A 15,050-nucleotide genomic window follows, 5' to 3' on the forward strand; every position below is an offset into this window, starting at 1 on the left:
TGGGAGGAGGGTGATCGTGCCGGTGCTGAAGGAGGGAGGGCATGCCCGGTACACGTACCGTCTGCGGGTGTCGTCGACTGCCCATACGCAGTTGCTTGCGGAGTGGGACCGCTGTCGTTGGGTGTGGAACGAGTGCGTGGCCAAGTCCAAGGCCGTGCACGCGCACAACAAGGCGCACCCGGAGGACAAGCAGACCTGCGGCCCGGCACAACTCGACAGGATGCTGACTGAGGCCCGGCGGGTGACCCCGTGGCTGCGGGAGGGCGCCAGCGTTCCGCAGCAGCAGATCATCCGGGACTTCGGCACGTCGCGAGCAAAGGCGCACAAGGACATCAAGGAGCGCTTGCCCCTCAGGCCGCGCGCTGGGATGCCCGACTGGAAGAAGAAGTGCGAAGCGGCTCCGACGCTCAACTACACAAAGCGTGGCTTCCGTCTCAAAGACGGCCGCCTACACCTGGCGGGCGGCATCGTCACGACGGTGGTGTGGTCCCGAGAGTTACCCGCCGCCCCGTCTTCAGTGCGTGTGTACCGGGACAGCCTCGGTCACTGGTACGCCTCGTTCGTCGTGTCCGCCGAAGTACAGTTGCTGCCCTCCACCGGCGCAGTGATCGGGATCGACTGGGGTGTGAAGGAGACTGCGACCACCACCTCGAACCCGCACGACCTTCCCCATGCCCAGCACGGGAAGAAGGCGCAGCAGAGGTTGTCGAGGTACGACCGGATGATGGCTCGCCGCAAACCGGCCGAGGGGCAGGCGGCCTCGAAGGGGTACCGCGAGGCGAAGAAGCTGCGTGCAAAGGCCTACCAGAAGGTCGCCCGGCAGCGGCAGGACACCGGTCGCAAGTGGGCGAAGAAGGTCGTGCGCGATCACGACGCCATCGCGGTGGAGGACTTCCGCCCGAAGTTCCTCGCCAAGACGTCAATGGCCCGCAAGGCTGCCGATGCCGCAATCGGCGCAACGAAGAAGGCCCTGCTGGAGATGGGCCGTAAACACGGGCGAGACGTCCGCCTCGTGCACCCCGTGCATACCACCATGGACTGCGCATCGTGCGGAGCGAGAACCAAGCACGCACTTCCTCTGTCGGAACGTATCTACACCTGCATCGCGTGCGGAGCCGCATCCCCCAGGGACAAGAACTCCGCTCGCGTGATGCTCGTCCGGGCTGGTCTGAACCCGGCTGGTGTCGAGGGCGCAAGACCTTCCGGAGCGTCGCTCCGAGAGGCAGCCTGAGCCAGGAATCCCCTCCCCTTCAGGGAGTCGAGCAGTCAAGATCCGGAGTACACCATGGGCTATTGGGTGCGGCCGCAGCGCGAGCCGGTCAACTAACCGCCATGTCAGCGTGAGCCTGCGCCTGCCCCGGCTTCCGCTCCCGCTTTGACCGGTCCGCCCAGCGCCGCCTCGGCCGCCGCGTACAGATCGGCCGGCCGCACCCCGCTCAACGCCGTCACCAGGTGGCCGTCGGGCCGCACCAGCAGGACCGAATGCGCCGCCGCCCCGGGATAGCTCTCCGCGACCAGCAGCTCCGCCGGATGGGGCAGTGCCGTCACCGCCGCCACCAGCCGGGGCATGATCCCCGCGGTCACCCAGTGCCTGCGCTCCCACACACCCGTGCCCGGTGCGATCAGCAGGACCAGCAGAGCGTTGCGACCGAGCCGGTCCCGTAGCCGTACGAAGGAGCCGTCCTCGGCAGTGACCTGGACGTCCATGACCTGCGCACCGCGCGGCGTGTCCACGGGGACCTCACCCTCCAGGTGCTGGGGCGTGAGCGGTGAGCCGGCGTACGACCCCGGCGCACCGATCGCTCCGTGCCCCAAGTGGCCGTCCATCAGCAGCATGTCATGGCCCCGGGCGGAGCCGGGGACGTACGAGCGCAGCCCGCCTCCGCCGCGCAGCAACGGCAGCGCCTGGTCGGCGGCGCGCAGCCGGGCGGCGACGACAGCGCGCCGCTCCGCCTGGTAGCTGTCGAGCAGCGCCTCATGCGGCCCGTGGTGCCAGGCCGGCGCCAGTTTCCAGGCGAGGTTGTCGGCGTCCCGCAGCCCCTCGTCGAGCCCGTGCGTGCCGAGAGTGCCGAGGCAGTGCGCCGCGTCCCCGGCGAGAAAGACGCGACCCACCCGCCAGCGGCGGGCCAGCCGGTGATGGACCGTGTGAACTCCGGTATCGAGAAGTTCGTACGGCGGTGTCGGTCCGTCGGTCCACCCGGCGAGCGTCTCCCGGACACGAGCAACAAGCACCTCGGGCGTGACCAGGTCCTTGCCCGGCGGCAGCAGCCAGTCCAGGCGCCACACCCCGTCCGGAAGCGGCCGTCCGGTGACCTCCCCGCCCGAGGGTCCGGACGTCCGCCACGGCGGCATCCGATGGAGCAACGCCTCGCCGTCCCACGGAAGTTCCGCCCGCAGCGCGGCCACGGCGTGTCGTTCCACCGCCGTACGGCCGGGGAAACGGATGTCCTGGAGCTTGCGGACCGTCGAGCGTGGGCCGTCGCAGCCGACCAGGTAGCTGCCGCGCCACCAGGTGCCCTTGGGCCCGCGGGTGTGGGCGGTGACGCCCGAGGCCTCCTGCTCGATGGCGTCCAGGCGGCTGTCCACGGCGACCTTGATGAGCGGTTCGCCGCCGACGGCGGCGCGCAGGGCGCCGGTCAGCACGTGCTGGGCGATGTGCAGGGGGGCCGGGTTCGTGCCGCCCTCGGGGCCTTCCGCGGTGTCGTCGAACTTGACCTCGCGCATCACCTGCTTGCGCCGCATCGCCCGCCATCCGGCCCAGCGGGCCCCGGCCTCGGCGAGCGGTACGCCTGTCAGGCGCTCCATGAGGGCGGCGGTGTCCTCGCGCAGGACGACGGTGCGCGCGAGACGGGGCTCGTCCTTGCCGGGCCCCTCGTCGAGAACGACGGACGGCACTTCCTGACGCGCCAGCGCCAGGGCGAGCGTGAGCCCGACGGGCCCCGCTCCGACGATGATCACCGGGTCCACGGCGCGGTGCCCCCTGCCCGCAGCGGTGTCCCGAGGGACGCAAGTGAACAGAAAGTTGGAGCAGGGTGCACGATCACAGAACGTATGCAACCCATTGCCGGTGCTTGCGTCAAGTGACGGAGGGCAGTGGCGATCATGCCACTGCCCTCCGTGTCGATCATGTCACTTGACGGCGCGTCAGATGCCCCCGCCTCCGGCACCGGTCCCGTAGGTGCCACCCGTTGCCGCCGGGTTCAGCTCCTCCATGTCCTCGGCGCTGAGTACGGCGCCCGTGCTCTTCTTGCTGCGCCGCAGCCTCTTCTCCAGCCAGCTCGCGAAGCTGGTGAGGATGAAGTTGAGCACGATGTAGATGATCGCCACCACGACGAAGCTGGCGATGGGGTTGGCGTAGGCGGCCGCCAGGGTGGCGCGCGTGCTGAGCAGCTCGGTGAACCCGATCATCACGCCGCCCAGGGCGGTGTCCTTCACGATGACCACGAGCTGGCTGACGATGGCCGGCAGCATGGCGGTGACGGCCTGCGGCAGCAGGATGATCCGCATCGTCTGGCCCTTGCGCAGGCCGATCGCCTTGGCCGCCTCCGACTGCCCCTTGGGCAGGGCGAGGATGCCGGCCCGGACGACCTCGGCGAGGACGGACGCGTTGTAGAGCACCAGGCCGGTGACGACCGCGTAGAGCTGCCGCTGCTCAGTGGTGAGGTTCGCCCAGCGGTCGTAGGCCTCGTTGGCGAACAGCATCAGCAGCAGGACCGGGATGGCCCGGAAGAACTCGACCACCCAGGCGGCCGGAAGCCGCACCCACAGATGGTCGGAGAGGCGCGAGATGCCGAAGACCGCGCCGAGCGGAAGGGCGATCACCATGGCCAGCGCTGCGGCCTTGAGCGTGTCGGCCAGACCCGGCAGCAGGTAGGTCGTCCAGGCCTGGGACTCGGTGAACGGCTTCCACAGGGCCCACTCCAGCTGGTTCTTCTCGTTCATGGCGCCATAGACGAACCACACGAGGAGGGCCAGCAGGGCGAAGAAGACCACCGAGATGAACACATTGCGCCGCTTGGCGCGGGGGCCTGGTGCGTCGTAGAGAACGGAGCTCATCGCTTCACCGCCAGTCGCTTGCTCAGCCAGCCGAGGATGAGGCCCGTGGGCAGGGTCAGTACCACGAAACCGAAGGCGAAGACCGCGCCGATGAGCAGCGTCTGAGCCTCGTTCTCGATCATTTGCTTCATCAGGTAGGCGGCTTCGGCCACGCCGATCGCGGCCGCCACCGTGGTGTTCTTGGTCAGGGCGATCAACACGTTGGCCAGCGGGCCGATGACCGCGCGGAAGGCCTGCGGCAGGATGATGAGCCGCAGGGTCTGACTGAAAGTCAGCCCGATGGCGCGGGCCGCCTCGGCCTGGCCCAGCGGCACGGTGTTGATGCCGGAACGAATCGCCTCGCAGACGAAGGCCGCGGTGTAGGCGACGAGACCGAGGATCGCCAGTCGGAAGCCCCGGACCTGGAAGTCGGAGGCGCCCATCGTCACGCCGAAGACATCGGCGAGGCCGAGCGAGGTGAAGATGATGATGACCGTCAGGGGAATGTTCCGGACGATGTTCACATAGGCCGTGCCGAACCCACGCATGAGCGGGACCGGGCTGACCCGCATCGCGGCCAGAAGGGTGCCCCAGATCAGGGAACCGAGGCCGGAGAAGACGGTGAGCTTCACCGTCGTCCAGAAGGCACCCAACAGGGTTGGGTTGTCATAGTCAGAAAGAAAGTCGAACACGATCTCCCGCGCTTCCGGGTGGGTGGCGTATGTGGATAGCGCGGCGCGCCGCCGCCCTGATCGCGGTGGACGGCGGCGCGCCGGTGGATCCTTGCGCTACTGGACGATGACGCCGATCTTCGGCGCGGGCTCGTTCTTGTACTTGGCCGGACCGAAGTTGTCCTTGACCGCCTTGTCCCAGGCCTTCGAGCTGACCATCTTCTCGAGGGCGGCGTTGATCTTGTTCAGGGTCTCGGTGTCACCCTTCTTCACACCGATGCCGTAGTTCTCGTTGCTCAGCTTGAGGCCGGCGAGCTTGAACTGGCCCTTGTACTGCTCCTGCGCGGCGAAGCCGGCGAGGATCGAGTCGTCCGTGGTCAGGGCGTCCACGGTGCCGCTCTGCAGCGAGGAGATGCACTCCGAGTAGCCGCTGTTCTCCTTGAGGTTGGCCTTCGGGGCGAAGTCGTTCTTGACGTTCTGCGCCGAGGTGGAGCCGGTCACCGAGCACAGGTTCTTGCCGTTGAGGTCGGTGGCCTCGGTGATGTCGGAGTCGGCCTTGACCAGAAGGTCCTGGTGGGCCAGCAGGTACGGGCCGGCGAAGTCGACCTTCTGCTTGCGCTCGTCGGTGATCGAGTAGGTTGCCGCGATGAACTTCACGTCGCCACGGGCGAGCGCGTTCTCGCGGTCGGCACTCTTGGTCTCGACGAACTCGATCTGGTCGGCGTCGTAGCCCAGCTCCTTCGCCACGTACGTCGCCACATCGACGTCGAAGCCGGAGAAGGTGCCGTCCGGCTCCTTGAGGCCCAGACCCGGCTGGTCGTACTTGATGCCGATCTTGATCTTGCCACCACCGGAGGAGCCCGAGTCGCCCTCGTTGTCACCGTCGCCGCCACCGCAGGCGGTGGCAGTGAGGGAAAGGACGAGTGCAGCGGCGGCCGCGGCGGAGGCCTTGCGGAGCTTCATGGTGAACATCCTTTGCGTGATGAAGAGATGCGTCCCCTCCGAGGGTCGTCCCCTCGGAGGGTTGGATGACGCAGGTCGTCGGGTGCGTGAAGCGGTCCGTCAGTGGTGCAGGATCTTGGACAGGAAGTCCTTCGCACGGTCGCTGCGCGGGTTGCTGAAGAACTGGTCCGGCACGGCTTCTTCGACGATCTTCCCGTCTGCCATGAATACCACTCGGTTGGCGGCAGAGCGGGCGAAGCCCATCTCATGAGTGACGACGATCATGGTCATGCCATCGCGGGCGAGCTGCTGCATGACCTCGAGGACCTCGTTGATCATCTCCGGGTCGAGAGCCGACGTCGGCTCGTCGAAGAGCATGACCTTGGGGTCCATGGCCAGCGCCCGGGCGATGGCCACACGCTGCTGCTGGCCGCCGGAGAGCTGGGCGGGGTACTTGTCCGCCTGGTTGGCCACGCCCACCCGGTCGAGCAGGGAGCGGGCCTTCTCCTCGGCCTTCTTCTTGTCCGCCTTGCGGACCTTGATCTGGCCCAGCATCACGTTCTCGAGCACGGTCTTGTGCGCGAAAAGGTTGAAGGACTGGAAGACCATGCCGACGTCGGCACGTAGCTTGGCGAGCGCCTTGCCCTCCGCGGGCAGGGGCTTGCCGTCGATGGCGATCGCGCCGGAGTCGATCGTCTCGAGGCGGTTGATGGCGCGGCACAGGGTGGACTTCCCGGACCCGGAGGGTCCGATGACCACGACGACCTCGCCGCGGGCGATCGTCAGATCGATGTCCTGGAGCACGTGCAACGCGCCGAAGTGCTTGTTCACGTTCTTCAGGACGACCAGCTCGCCGGTCGCGGCCACGTCTTCCTTGGCCACCGATACTTCGGTCATCGCTCTCAGGCTCCGTCCTCCTCGGTTTCGGAGGACAGTAATAACCGTATCCGACCTGCGTCATTAGTTCTGAGGGGAATCTGAGCATCACGATCCGATAGCAATCGGACACGTGTCGTAGCACTTGACAGCTGGGCGCGTACCGGCTGGGTAACGGAAGCCGCCCGCAACCGGAACCCACTTGACGGCGTCCTCGTCCATCAGCGTGACTTCCATGGTGCACGCGCGCGTGTGCACGCACTGTGTACCTAGCTGAATCGTACGGCCAATGAACCGAAGGAGGCCGGGGTGAGACTGCTCCTTGTCGAGGACGACAACCATGTCGCCGCCGCGCTGTCCGCGGTACTGGCGCGGCACGGTTTCGACGTCACGCACGCGCGTAGCGGCGAGGAGGCCCTGCAGGCGCTCGTTCCGGAGGGCAACGGCTTCGGTGTCGTCCTTCTCGACCTCGGCCTGCCCGACCAGGACGGTTACGAGGTCTGCGGCAAGATCCGCAAGCGCACCAGCACCCCGGTGATCATGGTCACCGCGCGCTCCGACGTCCGCTCCCGCATCCACGGCCTCAATCTCGGGGCAGATGACTATGTGGTGAAGCCGTACGACACCGGAGAGCTGCTCGCCCGGATCCACGCCGTCAGCCGGCGCAACGTGCAGGAGGACGCCGGGACGGGCGGTGAGGGAGTGCTGCGTCTGGGCACGGTCCACATCGAACTGCCCACCCGCCAGGTCAGCGTCGACGGTTCGGTTGTCCAACTGACCCGCAAGGAGTTCGATCTGCTCGCCCTGCTCGCGCAGCGCCCCGGAGTGGTCTTCCGCCGGGAGCAGATCATCAGCGAGGTGTGGCGCACGAGTTGGGAGGGGACCGGGCGCACTCTTGAGGTGCATGTGGCGTCCCTGCGCGCCAAGTTGCGCATGCCGGCCCTGATCGAGACCGTACGCGGCGTCGGCTACCGACTCGTCGCCCCGGCGTCGTAGCGGGCAAGGGTGCGCACTCGTCTCCTCCCCCTGCTCATCGTCCTGATGGCGGCCGTACTGCTCGCACTCGGCGTACCGCTCGCCGTCAGCCTGGCCTCGGCCCAGCAGCAGAAGGTGGTCGTCGACCGGATCGACGACACGGCGTACTTCGCGGCCATAGCGCGCCCGGCCGCCGACACGACCACCGGATCCCGCGACGAACTGCGCATCCTGAGCCGAGAACTCGAGAGCTACCACGATGTCTACGGCATTCAGGTCGGCGTCTTCCTGCCCACCGACACGCCCCTGGCCAACGGGCCGACGACCTGGTTCCTGCCCGAGTCCGGCGAGGTGCGTGAGGCCTTCGAGGAGTCGCTGCTCAGCCGGCGCAGCCACGACCCGAAACAGGTGTGGCCGTGGCAGCGGGGCCACCTCGTCGTGGCCTCGCCGGTCATCCGGGACGGTGACGTCGTCGCGGTCGTCGTCACCGATTCGCCCACCGGGCAGATGCGTTCGCGGATCCTGGAGGGCTGGCTGATCATCGGCGCGGGTCTGACGGCCGCGATGCTGGTGGCCGTCGGGGCCGCGCTCAGGCTGACCGGCTGGGTGCTCAGGCCGGTGCGCGTGCTGGACACCACCACGCACGCGATCGCGAGCGGCCGCCTGAAGTCACGGGTCGCGGTCGCCAGCGGTCCGCCGGAACTCCGGCGGCTGGCCCGGTCGTTCAACGAGATGGCGGACAACGTCGAGGACGTGCTGGAGCAGCAGCGCGCCTTCGTCGCCGACGCCTCGCACCAGTTGCGCAACCCGCTCGCGGCGCTGCTGCTGCGCATCGAACTGCTTGCTTTCGAACTTCCGGAGGGCAATGCGGAGATCGCCTCGGTCCAGACCGAGGGCAAGCGCCTGGCCGAGGTCCTGGACGACCTGCTCGACCTGGCCCTGGCCGAGCACACCGAGGCCGACCTGAGGCTCACCGACATCGGCGCGTTGACCGCCGAGCGTGTCGCGGCCTGGGCGCCGACCGCCAAGGCCAAGGGCGTACAGCTGGTGGCGGACTGCCCGGCCACCACCGCGTGGGCCGACCCGGTGGCGTTGTCCAGCGCGCTGGACGCCGTGATCGACAACGCCGTCAAGTTCACTCCGAAGGGTGAGCGCGTCGAGGTGACCGTCATGTCCAACGGCAGTGCATCGACGATCGTGGTGGCCGACCACGGTCCCGGCCTCACCGACGAGGAACTCGCCCGCATCGGCGACCGCTTCTGGCGCAGCGGCCGGCACCAGAACATCAAGGGCTCGGGCCTGGGCCTGTCGATCTCCCGGGCGCTGCTCGCGGCGGGCGGGGGCTCCGTCTCCTACGGCAGCAATGAACCGCACGGCCTGCGGGTGACGGTGACGGTGCCCAGGACGGCGCCGACGCAGTAGCGGGCAGGCACCGTGGCCGGCCGGGCCTGCGCCACCGGGTTTCCCCGGGCTCCTGCGGCGGGCCCGTGTCGCCAGGTTCCTACGGCTTGACCGAGCGGTAGTAGTTCCGGGCGCCGTCGTGCAGGGTCAGGGGATCCGTGTAGATCGCCGTGCGCAGGTCGACCAGTTGCGCGGAGTGGACGTGGGCGCCGATGCCGTCACGGCTCTTGATCACCGTACGGGTCAGCCATTCCGTGAGCCGGGGATCCATGTCCTTGCGGGTGATCAGTAGGTTGGAGACGGCGATCGTAGGCACCGTGTCGCCGTTCTGGATGGTGGGGTACGCCGACTCCGGCATGTTGGTCGCGCGGTAGAAGTGGGCCGTGTCCCCACCGGCGTGCACCTTGGCGACGAGGTTGGCGTCGATCGGCACGAACCGGAACGAGGAGGTCTCGGCGATCTCCTCCAGCCCGTCCGTGGGCACCCCGCTCGACCAGAAGAACGCGTCGAGCTCGTGCCCCAGACGCTTGGGCCCGGTGTCGATGCCGTCCGACCGTGGCGTGATGTCCTTCTCCGGGTCGATCTCGGCGGCCTCCAGCACCCGGGTGGCGATCAGCCGCACGCCGGAGTTCGCCCGCCCTATGGCCACCCGCTTGCCCTTCAGGTCCGCGACGGAGCGGATGTCGGAGTCCGGCGGGACGACCAGCTGGACATAGTCGTCGTAGAGACGGGCGACACCGCGCAGCCGGTCGGTGACGGGCTTGCCGCCGATCTTGAACGTGTCCACCGCGTCGGCGGCGGCGATCGTGAAGTCGGCCTGTCCGGTGGCCACGCGCTCGACGTTCTCCTGCGAGCCGTCACTCGTCAGCAGCCGCACCTTCAGCTGCGGCATGTCCTTGGCGAGCTCCTTGCGCAGAAGCGCGCCGTACTCCTGGTAGACACCCGCGCGCGTGCCGGTACTGAACGTGATCGTCCCGCTCGGCGGCTCCTCGCCCAGGGGCAGCAGCCACCACAGCAGCAACCCCAAGGCGACGAACCCGGCGGCCGTGCCCTGCAGAGCCCGGCTCCTGGTGATGCGGGTGAGTGCCTTGGACATGGCCGAGATCCTGCCAGCTGGTACGCGGTGCTGACCAGGGCAGGGGTCACAGGGGAGGGCGCGAGGGCGGCCTCGTGAGCTGGACGCCTTCGCGACAGGGACTGTCAGACCCGGCCGCTACAGTCGGCGCATGAGTTCCTCGCCCGCCGACCTGGTCCGTGAATTCCACCGCGCCTTCGGGCTCGACGCCCGTAGTACGCCCACCGAGGTCGCCCCGGACCTCGCCGCGCACCGCGGGGAACTGCTCGCGGAGGAGGCCGCGGAGGTCGCCGAGGTCTGTGTCACCGGCCCGCTCGACAAGCTCGCGCACGAGCTGGCGGACGTCGTCTACGTCGCGTACGGCACGGCGTTGGTGCACGGCATCGACCTCGACGCCGTACTCGCCGAGATCCACCGCTCCAACATGACCAAGCTGGGCCCCGACGGCCAGGTCGCCCGCCGGGCCGACGGCAAGGTGCTCAAGGGGGAGCACTACGAGGCGCCGGACGTGTCGGGTGTGCTGCGCCGTCAGGGGTGGGGGACCGGCGGGGCGTAGGGCTGTCGCCGGATGCCTGAATGTCCCGGTCTACCCTGAGCCGCGACTCTTCTCCGGTCAGTGCTGAGCGCGACTCTTCCCGGTCAGCCCTGAGTGGGCTCGTCCCAGGCGACGATCAGTTCGTTGCGGCGGCCAAAGCGTTCGAGGTGGCTGCCCACGACCTCCTGGATGGTGGTGAGTGTGGGTGCGTCGGGTGCGGTGACCCGGATCAGTAGGTGGTCGTCCTGTGGTTCGAGGACGACGTCGGTGTTCTGGAAGGTGAGGCGGTGCCCGCCGGCCGGTGTGTCCTCGACGGGGATCTTCCGGCCGAAGTGCGAGGCGAGCTGCTTGGCGTAGCGCGGGGCGGCGTCGGTGGCGACGTGGGAGAGGGAGGAAGGCATGCGAGTACTCCTTCGAGGGCTGGACGAGCTTCGAGGGCTGGACGAGCCGGCCGCTTCAAATTTGAACCTCGACGGGTCGACGATAACGCGGGGTTTCAAGTTTGAACAACCCTCCCTGTAGCGTGGATCCATGGCCGCACCGCGATGGTTGAACGAGGACGAACTCCGCGCCTGGCACGCCTTCCTGGCCGCCGGCGCGCTCGTCAATCGCCGCCTGGATCAGCAGCTCAAGGACGACGTCGGGATCACGCACCTCCAGTACGAGATCCTCGCGCGCCTCAACGCCGCCCCGGACCGGGAGATGCGCATGAGCGGCCTCGCCGACGCACTGCTCAACTCCAAGAGCGGCCTGACCTACCAGGTCACACAGCTGGAGAAGGCGGGCCTGGTGACCCGGCGCTCCTGCCCCGGCGATGTGCGCGCGGTCTACGCCGTCCTCACCGACGCGGGCAGGCGCATGCTGGAGCAGGCGGCCCCGGGCCATGTCGCGCTCGTCCGCAGGCTGCTCATCGACGTCCTCACCCCACACCAGCTCGCGACCCTCGCCGACGGTCTGACCGAGGTCACCCACCGCATCCAGGACGGCGAGACCAATGCCGTGAGGTAGGCCCCGCCCGCCCCCTCCTGCCACCTCGGTCCGGGGCAGGGCCGTTCTCCCGACCGCATACCCTTGTCCCATGAGCAGCAGCGACCGGAGCCAGGCAGTGGGCGTGAAGACATACGAGGTGCGCACCTACGGGTGCCAGATGAACGTCCACGATTCCGAGCGATTGTCCGGGCTGCTCGAAGACGCCGGATATGTACGCGCGCCCGAGGGCTCGAACGGCGACGCGGACGTCGTCGTCTTCAACACCTGCGCGGTCCGCGAGAACGCCGACAACAAGCTGTACGGCAACCTCGGCCACCTCGCCCCGATGAAGACGAAGCGCCCCGGCATGCAGATCGCCGTCGGCGGCTGCCTCGCGCAGAAGGACCGCGACACCATCGTGAAGCGGGCGCCCTGGGTGGACGTCGTCTTCGGCACGCACAACATCGGCAAGCTGCCCGTCCTGCTGGAACGCGCGCGCGTGCAGGAGGAGGCGCAGGTCGAGATCGCCGAGTCGCTGGAGGCGTTCCCCTCGACGCTGCCGACGCGGCGCGAGAGCGCCTACGCGGCCTGGGTGTCGATCTCCGTCGGCTGCAACAACACCTGCACCTTCTGCATCGTCCCGGCCCTGCGCGGCAAGGAGAAGGACCGCCGCCCCGGCGACATCCTCGCCGAAGTGGAGGCGCTGGTCGCCGAGGGCGTCTCCGAGATCACGCTGCTCGGCCAGAACGTCAACGCGTACGGTTCCGACATCGGCGACCGTGAGGCGTTCAGCAAGCTGTTGCGGGCCTGCGGAAAGATCGAGGGCCTGGAGCGCGTCCGCTTCACCTCCCCGCACCCGCGCGACTTCACCGACGACGTCATCGCCGCCATGGCCGAGACGCCGAACGCGATGCCGCAGCTGCACATGCCGCTGCAGTCCGGCTCGGACACGGTCCTGAAGGCGATGCGCCGCTCCTACCGTCAGGAGCGCTACCTCGGGATCATCGAGAAGGTCCGCGCCGCCATCCCGCATGCCGCGATCAGCACCGACATCATCGTGGGCTTCCCCGGCGAGACCGAGGAGGACTTCGAGCAGACGCTGCACGTGGTGCGTGAGGCCCGCTTCGCGCAGGCGTTCACCTTCCAGTACTCCAAGCGCCCCGGCACGCCCGCGGCCACCATGGAGAACCAGATCCCCAAGCAGGTCGTCCAGGCGCGCTACGAGCGTCTCGTCGCCCTCCAGGAGGAGATCTCCTGGGAGGAGAACAAGAAGCAGGTCGGCCGCACGCTGGAGCTGATGGTCGCCGAGGGCGAGGGCCGCAAGGACGACAGCACCCACCGCCTCTCCGGCCGCGCCCCCGACAACCGCCTGGTCCACTTCACCAAGCCGGACCAGGAGGTCCGCCCCGGCGACGTGGTCACCGTCGAGATCACGTACGCCGCCCCGCACCACCTCCTCGCCGAGGGCCCCGTCCTCGACGTGCGCCGCACGCGCGCGGGTGACGCCTGGGAGAAGCGCAACGCCGCCGAGTCCGCCAAGCCTGCCGGTGTCCTGCTCGGCCTGCCGAAGATCGGCGTCCCCGAGCCGCTGCCGGCGGCGACGGGCGGCTGCACGGCACGCTGAGCGCACGCCGCGAGAGTAGGGGGCGGGGCGGGACGAGCAGGAGAACGGGGGGCGGGACATGGCGCAGTGGGTGGTGGTCGTGCAGTCCGGTCACGGGGATCAGTACCGCTGCGAGGAGGCGGCGCGCTTCCAGGGCACCCTGGAACAGGCCCGCGCCCTCCTCTACGAGGTCGCCTGTACCTACAAGCCCGGTTTCGCGCTGCGCCAGCGGCGCCGTGAGGTGTTCCGGGTCGGTGCCGGGGACGCGTACTACGCGCACATCGAGGGTGCGGTGTCGACCCAGCGCGTCATGTTCCAGCTGGCCGAGCGGGTGTGGAGCACCGACCCGGAGCCCAGCCCCTGGCAGTAGGCTCCCGATCATGCTTGTCGCCGCCGCAGTGTGCCCCTGCCCGCCGCTCCTCGTGCCCGAGCTCGCCGCGGGTGCCGCACCCGAGCTGGACGCCGCGCGTGCCGCCTGCACGGACGGGCTCGGCGTGCTCGCGGCCGCCCGGCCGGACCTGCTCGTCGTCGTCGGAGCCGCCGAGGAGAGCGGGCACGGGGCGTACGCCGAGGGGACGCGGGGGTCGTTCCGGGGTTTCGGCGTGGACATCGACGTACGGCTGGGACGCGCCGCGGACGAGGCGACCGCCCCGGAGCCGTCGCGACGACCGCTCCCCTCCTCGCTCGCCGTCGCCGCCTGGCTGCTGGAGCGGACCGGATGGGCGGACGCCCCGATCGAGGGACTCGCGGTGGGGGAACCTCTGACGCCCGAGCGGTGTACTGAGATGGGGAGGGACATCGCCGCCCGGGCCGAGCGGGTGGCGCTGCTGGTGATGGGCGACGCCAGTGCCTGCCGCACGCTCAAGGCTCCCGGCTACCTCGACGAGCGGGCTGAGCCCTTCGACGCCTCCGTCGCGCATGCGCTGGGCAAGGCGGACGTGACGGCGCTCAAGGCGCTGGACACCGAGCTCGCGCACGAGCTGCAGGCCTCGGGCCGAGCGCCCTGGCAGGTCCTCGCGGGCGCGGCGGAGCAGGCGGGCCTTTCGGGCAGCTTGCTGTACGACGAGGCGCCGTACGGGGTGGGTTACCTGGTCGCGACGTGGTCGTAGGGGCACCGACCGAGACGGTTCGTCGGGCCCGCCGACCAAACGGCGGACGGCCGGGAGCGGTCAAGCTCCGCGGCCGTCCGGCGATGTGCCGTTCAGTTCGTCGGCGGGGGTGAGTCCGGCGGCGTACTGCTGCCGGTCGCCCTGTCGTTGCCCTTGTGCGCGAGTCGGTCCATGGCGCTCTTGGCCTTGTCCGTGCTCGTCTGGATCCTGCCGCTGTACTTGCCCTTGGTCTTCTGGTCGACGACCCTCGAGGCCTTGTCGAGGCCATGCTGGATCTTTCCCTCGTGCTGTTGCGCGAGGCCGGAGACCTTGTCCTTGGCCGGGGCGAGTTTGGCTTTCAAACTATCTATCAGACCCATGCTTCACCTTCCCGCGCAGGGCAGTTACGTGCGGGCGCCCTCTCCGGCCTCGCTGTCGGCCGTCTCGTCGGCGGACTGCTGCTTGGGGATCTCGACGCTGTCGTCGGCGTCGGTCTCGACGGACTCCGCTGCCGTCGACCGGGCTGCCGTCGACTCTGTCGCCTCGTCGGCCTTCGTCTCGGCCGGCTCCTTCGCCTCCGCCGCTGCTGCCGCCTCTTCCGTCACGGGTTCGGCCGTTGGTGTGTCGGCCTGCGCCTCGACGGTTGACGCCTCCTCCGCGGCCTTCGACCTCCGAAGAAGTCGTGCAAAAACGCCCATATCCACTCCATACGTTACTCGTGCGGGCGAAATCCCGCGTCGTCCGGTGCGTCCGGTTGCGCCCCCGGGTCGCCGCCCCCGCGAAACCGGCGGCGAAAACCTCGCAACTGGCAACGACGCCGCGCGCGTGCCGTCACGTAACTCGTTCGAGTCCACCCCGTGGGGTTTGCGAGACTGTGGCG

General features: G+C 69.0%; 17 protein-coding genes. 8 read left to right on the plus strand and 9 right to left on the minus strand.

Annotated elements, in window-relative coordinates; all coding sequences use genetic code 11:
• Window positions 1–16: 16 nt before the first annotated feature.
• On the plus strand, window positions 17–1,231 hold the full coding sequence (locus BLU79_RS43880; RefSeq protein ID WP_371132065.1) for an RNA-guided endonuclease InsQ/TnpB family protein: 1,215 nt from the start codon (window positions 17–19) through the stop codon (window positions 1,229–1,231).
• Window positions 1,232–1,335: 104 nt separating this feature from the next.
• Here the strand turns inward: BLU79_RS43880 and BLU79_RS43885 are convergent, their stop codons facing one another.
• The 5 genes from BLU79_RS43885 to BLU79_RS43905 all read right to left on the minus strand — a co-directional run bounded on the left by BLU79_RS43885 (window position 1,336) and on the right by BLU79_RS43905 (window position 6,545).
• Complete coding sequence (locus BLU79_RS43885) at window positions 1,336–2,967, minus strand: FAD-dependent monooxygenase (RefSeq protein WP_093911652.1); 1,632 nt, start codon at window positions 2,965–2,967, stop codon at window positions 1,336–1,338.
• 177 nt (window positions 2,968–3,144) lie between these two features.
• Window positions 3,145–4,056, minus strand: a complete 912-nt coding sequence (locus BLU79_RS43890) for an amino acid ABC transporter permease (RefSeq protein ID WP_093911653.1) — start codon at window positions 4,054–4,056, stop codon at window positions 3,145–3,147.
• Window positions 4,053–4,727 (minus strand): amino acid ABC transporter permease, encoded by a 675-nt coding sequence (locus tag BLU79_RS43895; protein ID WP_093911654.1) that lies wholly within the window; start codon window positions 4,725–4,727, stop codon window positions 4,053–4,055. The genes BLU79_RS43890 and BLU79_RS43895 overlap by 4 nt, the downstream gene beginning before the upstream one ends.
• Window positions 4,728–4,823: 96 nt before the next feature.
• The gene (locus tag BLU79_RS43900; RefSeq protein ID WP_177001422.1) at window positions 4,824–5,669 is read right to left on the minus strand and encodes a glutamate ABC transporter substrate-binding protein; all 846 of its coding nucleotides are present in this window, start codon (window positions 5,667–5,669) and stop codon (window positions 4,824–4,826) included.
• Window positions 5,670–5,768: 99 nt separating this feature from the next.
• On the minus strand, window positions 5,769–6,545 hold the full coding sequence (locus tag BLU79_RS43905) for an amino acid ABC transporter ATP-binding protein (RefSeq protein WP_093911656.1): 777 nt from the start codon (window positions 6,543–6,545) through the stop codon (window positions 5,769–5,771).
• Window positions 6,546–6,833: 288 nt separating this feature from the next.
• Between BLU79_RS43905 and BLU79_RS43910 the strand changes: the two genes are divergently transcribed.
• Complete coding sequence (locus BLU79_RS43910) at window positions 6,834–7,520, plus strand: response regulator transcription factor (RefSeq protein ID WP_093911657.1); 687 nt, start codon at window positions 6,834–6,836, stop codon at window positions 7,518–7,520.
• Between the two features lie 9 nt (window positions 7,521–7,529).
• Window positions 7,530–8,921 carry a sensor histidine kinase gene (locus BLU79_RS43915; protein WP_093911658.1) on the plus strand — a complete coding sequence of 464 codons (1,392 nt, stop codon included), beginning with the start codon at window positions 7,530–7,532 and terminating at the stop codon, window positions 8,919–8,921.
• Between the two features lie 79 nt (window positions 8,922–9,000).
• Here the strand turns inward: BLU79_RS43915 and BLU79_RS43920 are convergent, their stop codons facing one another.
• On the minus strand, window positions 9,001–9,996 hold the full coding sequence (locus BLU79_RS43920; RefSeq protein ID WP_093911659.1) for a TAXI family TRAP transporter solute-binding subunit: 996 nt from the start codon (window positions 9,994–9,996) through the stop codon (window positions 9,001–9,003).
• 130 nt (window positions 9,997–10,126) lie between these two features.
• Here BLU79_RS43920 and BLU79_RS43925 point away from each other — a divergent pair, with 130 nt between their 5' ends.
• Window positions 10,127–10,531 (plus strand): pyrophosphohydrolase domain-containing protein, encoded by a 405-nt coding sequence (locus BLU79_RS43925; protein WP_093911660.1) that lies wholly within the window; start codon window positions 10,127–10,129, stop codon window positions 10,529–10,531.
• Window positions 10,532–10,614: 83 nt separating this feature from the next.
• On the opposite strand, the gene BLU79_RS43930 is transcribed toward BLU79_RS43925, so the two are convergent.
• Window positions 10,615–10,911 carry a DUF2218 domain-containing protein gene (locus BLU79_RS43930; RefSeq protein WP_093911661.1) on the minus strand — a complete coding sequence of 99 codons (297 nt, stop codon included), beginning with the start codon at window positions 10,909–10,911 and terminating at the stop codon, window positions 10,615–10,617.
• Window positions 10,912–11,041: 130 nt separating this feature from the next.
• Between BLU79_RS43930 and BLU79_RS43935 the strand changes: the two genes are divergently transcribed.
• The 4 genes from BLU79_RS43935 to BLU79_RS43950 all read left to right on the plus strand — a co-directional run bounded on the left by BLU79_RS43935 (window position 11,042) and on the right by BLU79_RS43950 (window position 14,191).
• Window positions 11,042–11,518 (plus strand): MarR family winged helix-turn-helix transcriptional regulator, encoded by a 477-nt coding sequence (locus BLU79_RS43935; RefSeq protein WP_093911662.1) that lies wholly within the window; start codon window positions 11,042–11,044, stop codon window positions 11,516–11,518.
• A gap of 70 nt (window positions 11,519–11,588) precedes the next feature.
• Window positions 11,589–13,103: a tRNA (N6-isopentenyl adenosine(37)-C2)-methylthiotransferase MiaB gene (gene miaB / locus BLU79_RS43940; protein ID WP_093911663.1), complete on the plus strand. Its 1,515-nt coding sequence runs from the start codon at window positions 11,589–11,591 to the stop codon at window positions 13,101–13,103.
• Window positions 13,104–13,161: 58 nt separating this feature from the next.
• Complete coding sequence (locus BLU79_RS43945) at window positions 13,162–13,452, plus strand: hypothetical protein (protein ID WP_093911664.1); 291 nt, start codon at window positions 13,162–13,164, stop codon at window positions 13,450–13,452.
• Window positions 13,453–13,462: 10 nt separating this feature from the next.
• Window positions 13,463–14,191, plus strand: a complete 729-nt coding sequence (locus tag BLU79_RS43950) for a class III extradiol dioxygenase subunit B-like domain-containing protein (RefSeq protein ID WP_093911665.1) — start codon at window positions 13,463–13,465, stop codon at window positions 14,189–14,191.
• A gap of 92 nt (window positions 14,192–14,283) precedes the next feature.
• Here BLU79_RS43950 and BLU79_RS43955 read toward each other — a convergent pair whose 3' ends face one another.
• Window positions 14,284–14,550 carry an antitoxin gene (locus BLU79_RS43955; protein ID WP_093911666.1) on the minus strand — a complete coding sequence of 89 codons (267 nt, stop codon included), beginning with the start codon at window positions 14,548–14,550 and terminating at the stop codon, window positions 14,284–14,286.
• A 24-nt stretch (window positions 14,551–14,574) separates the two neighbouring features.
• On the minus strand, window positions 14,575–14,868 hold the full coding sequence (locus BLU79_RS43960; protein ID WP_093911667.1) for a hypothetical protein: 294 nt from the start codon (window positions 14,866–14,868) through the stop codon (window positions 14,575–14,577).
• Window positions 14,869–15,050: the final 182 nt, after the last annotated feature.

Origin of the sequence: Streptomyces sp. cf386 (assembly GCF_900103585.1) — a bacterium.
Classification (GTDB): domain Bacteria; phylum Actinomycetota; class Actinomycetes; order Streptomycetales; family Streptomycetaceae; genus Streptomyces.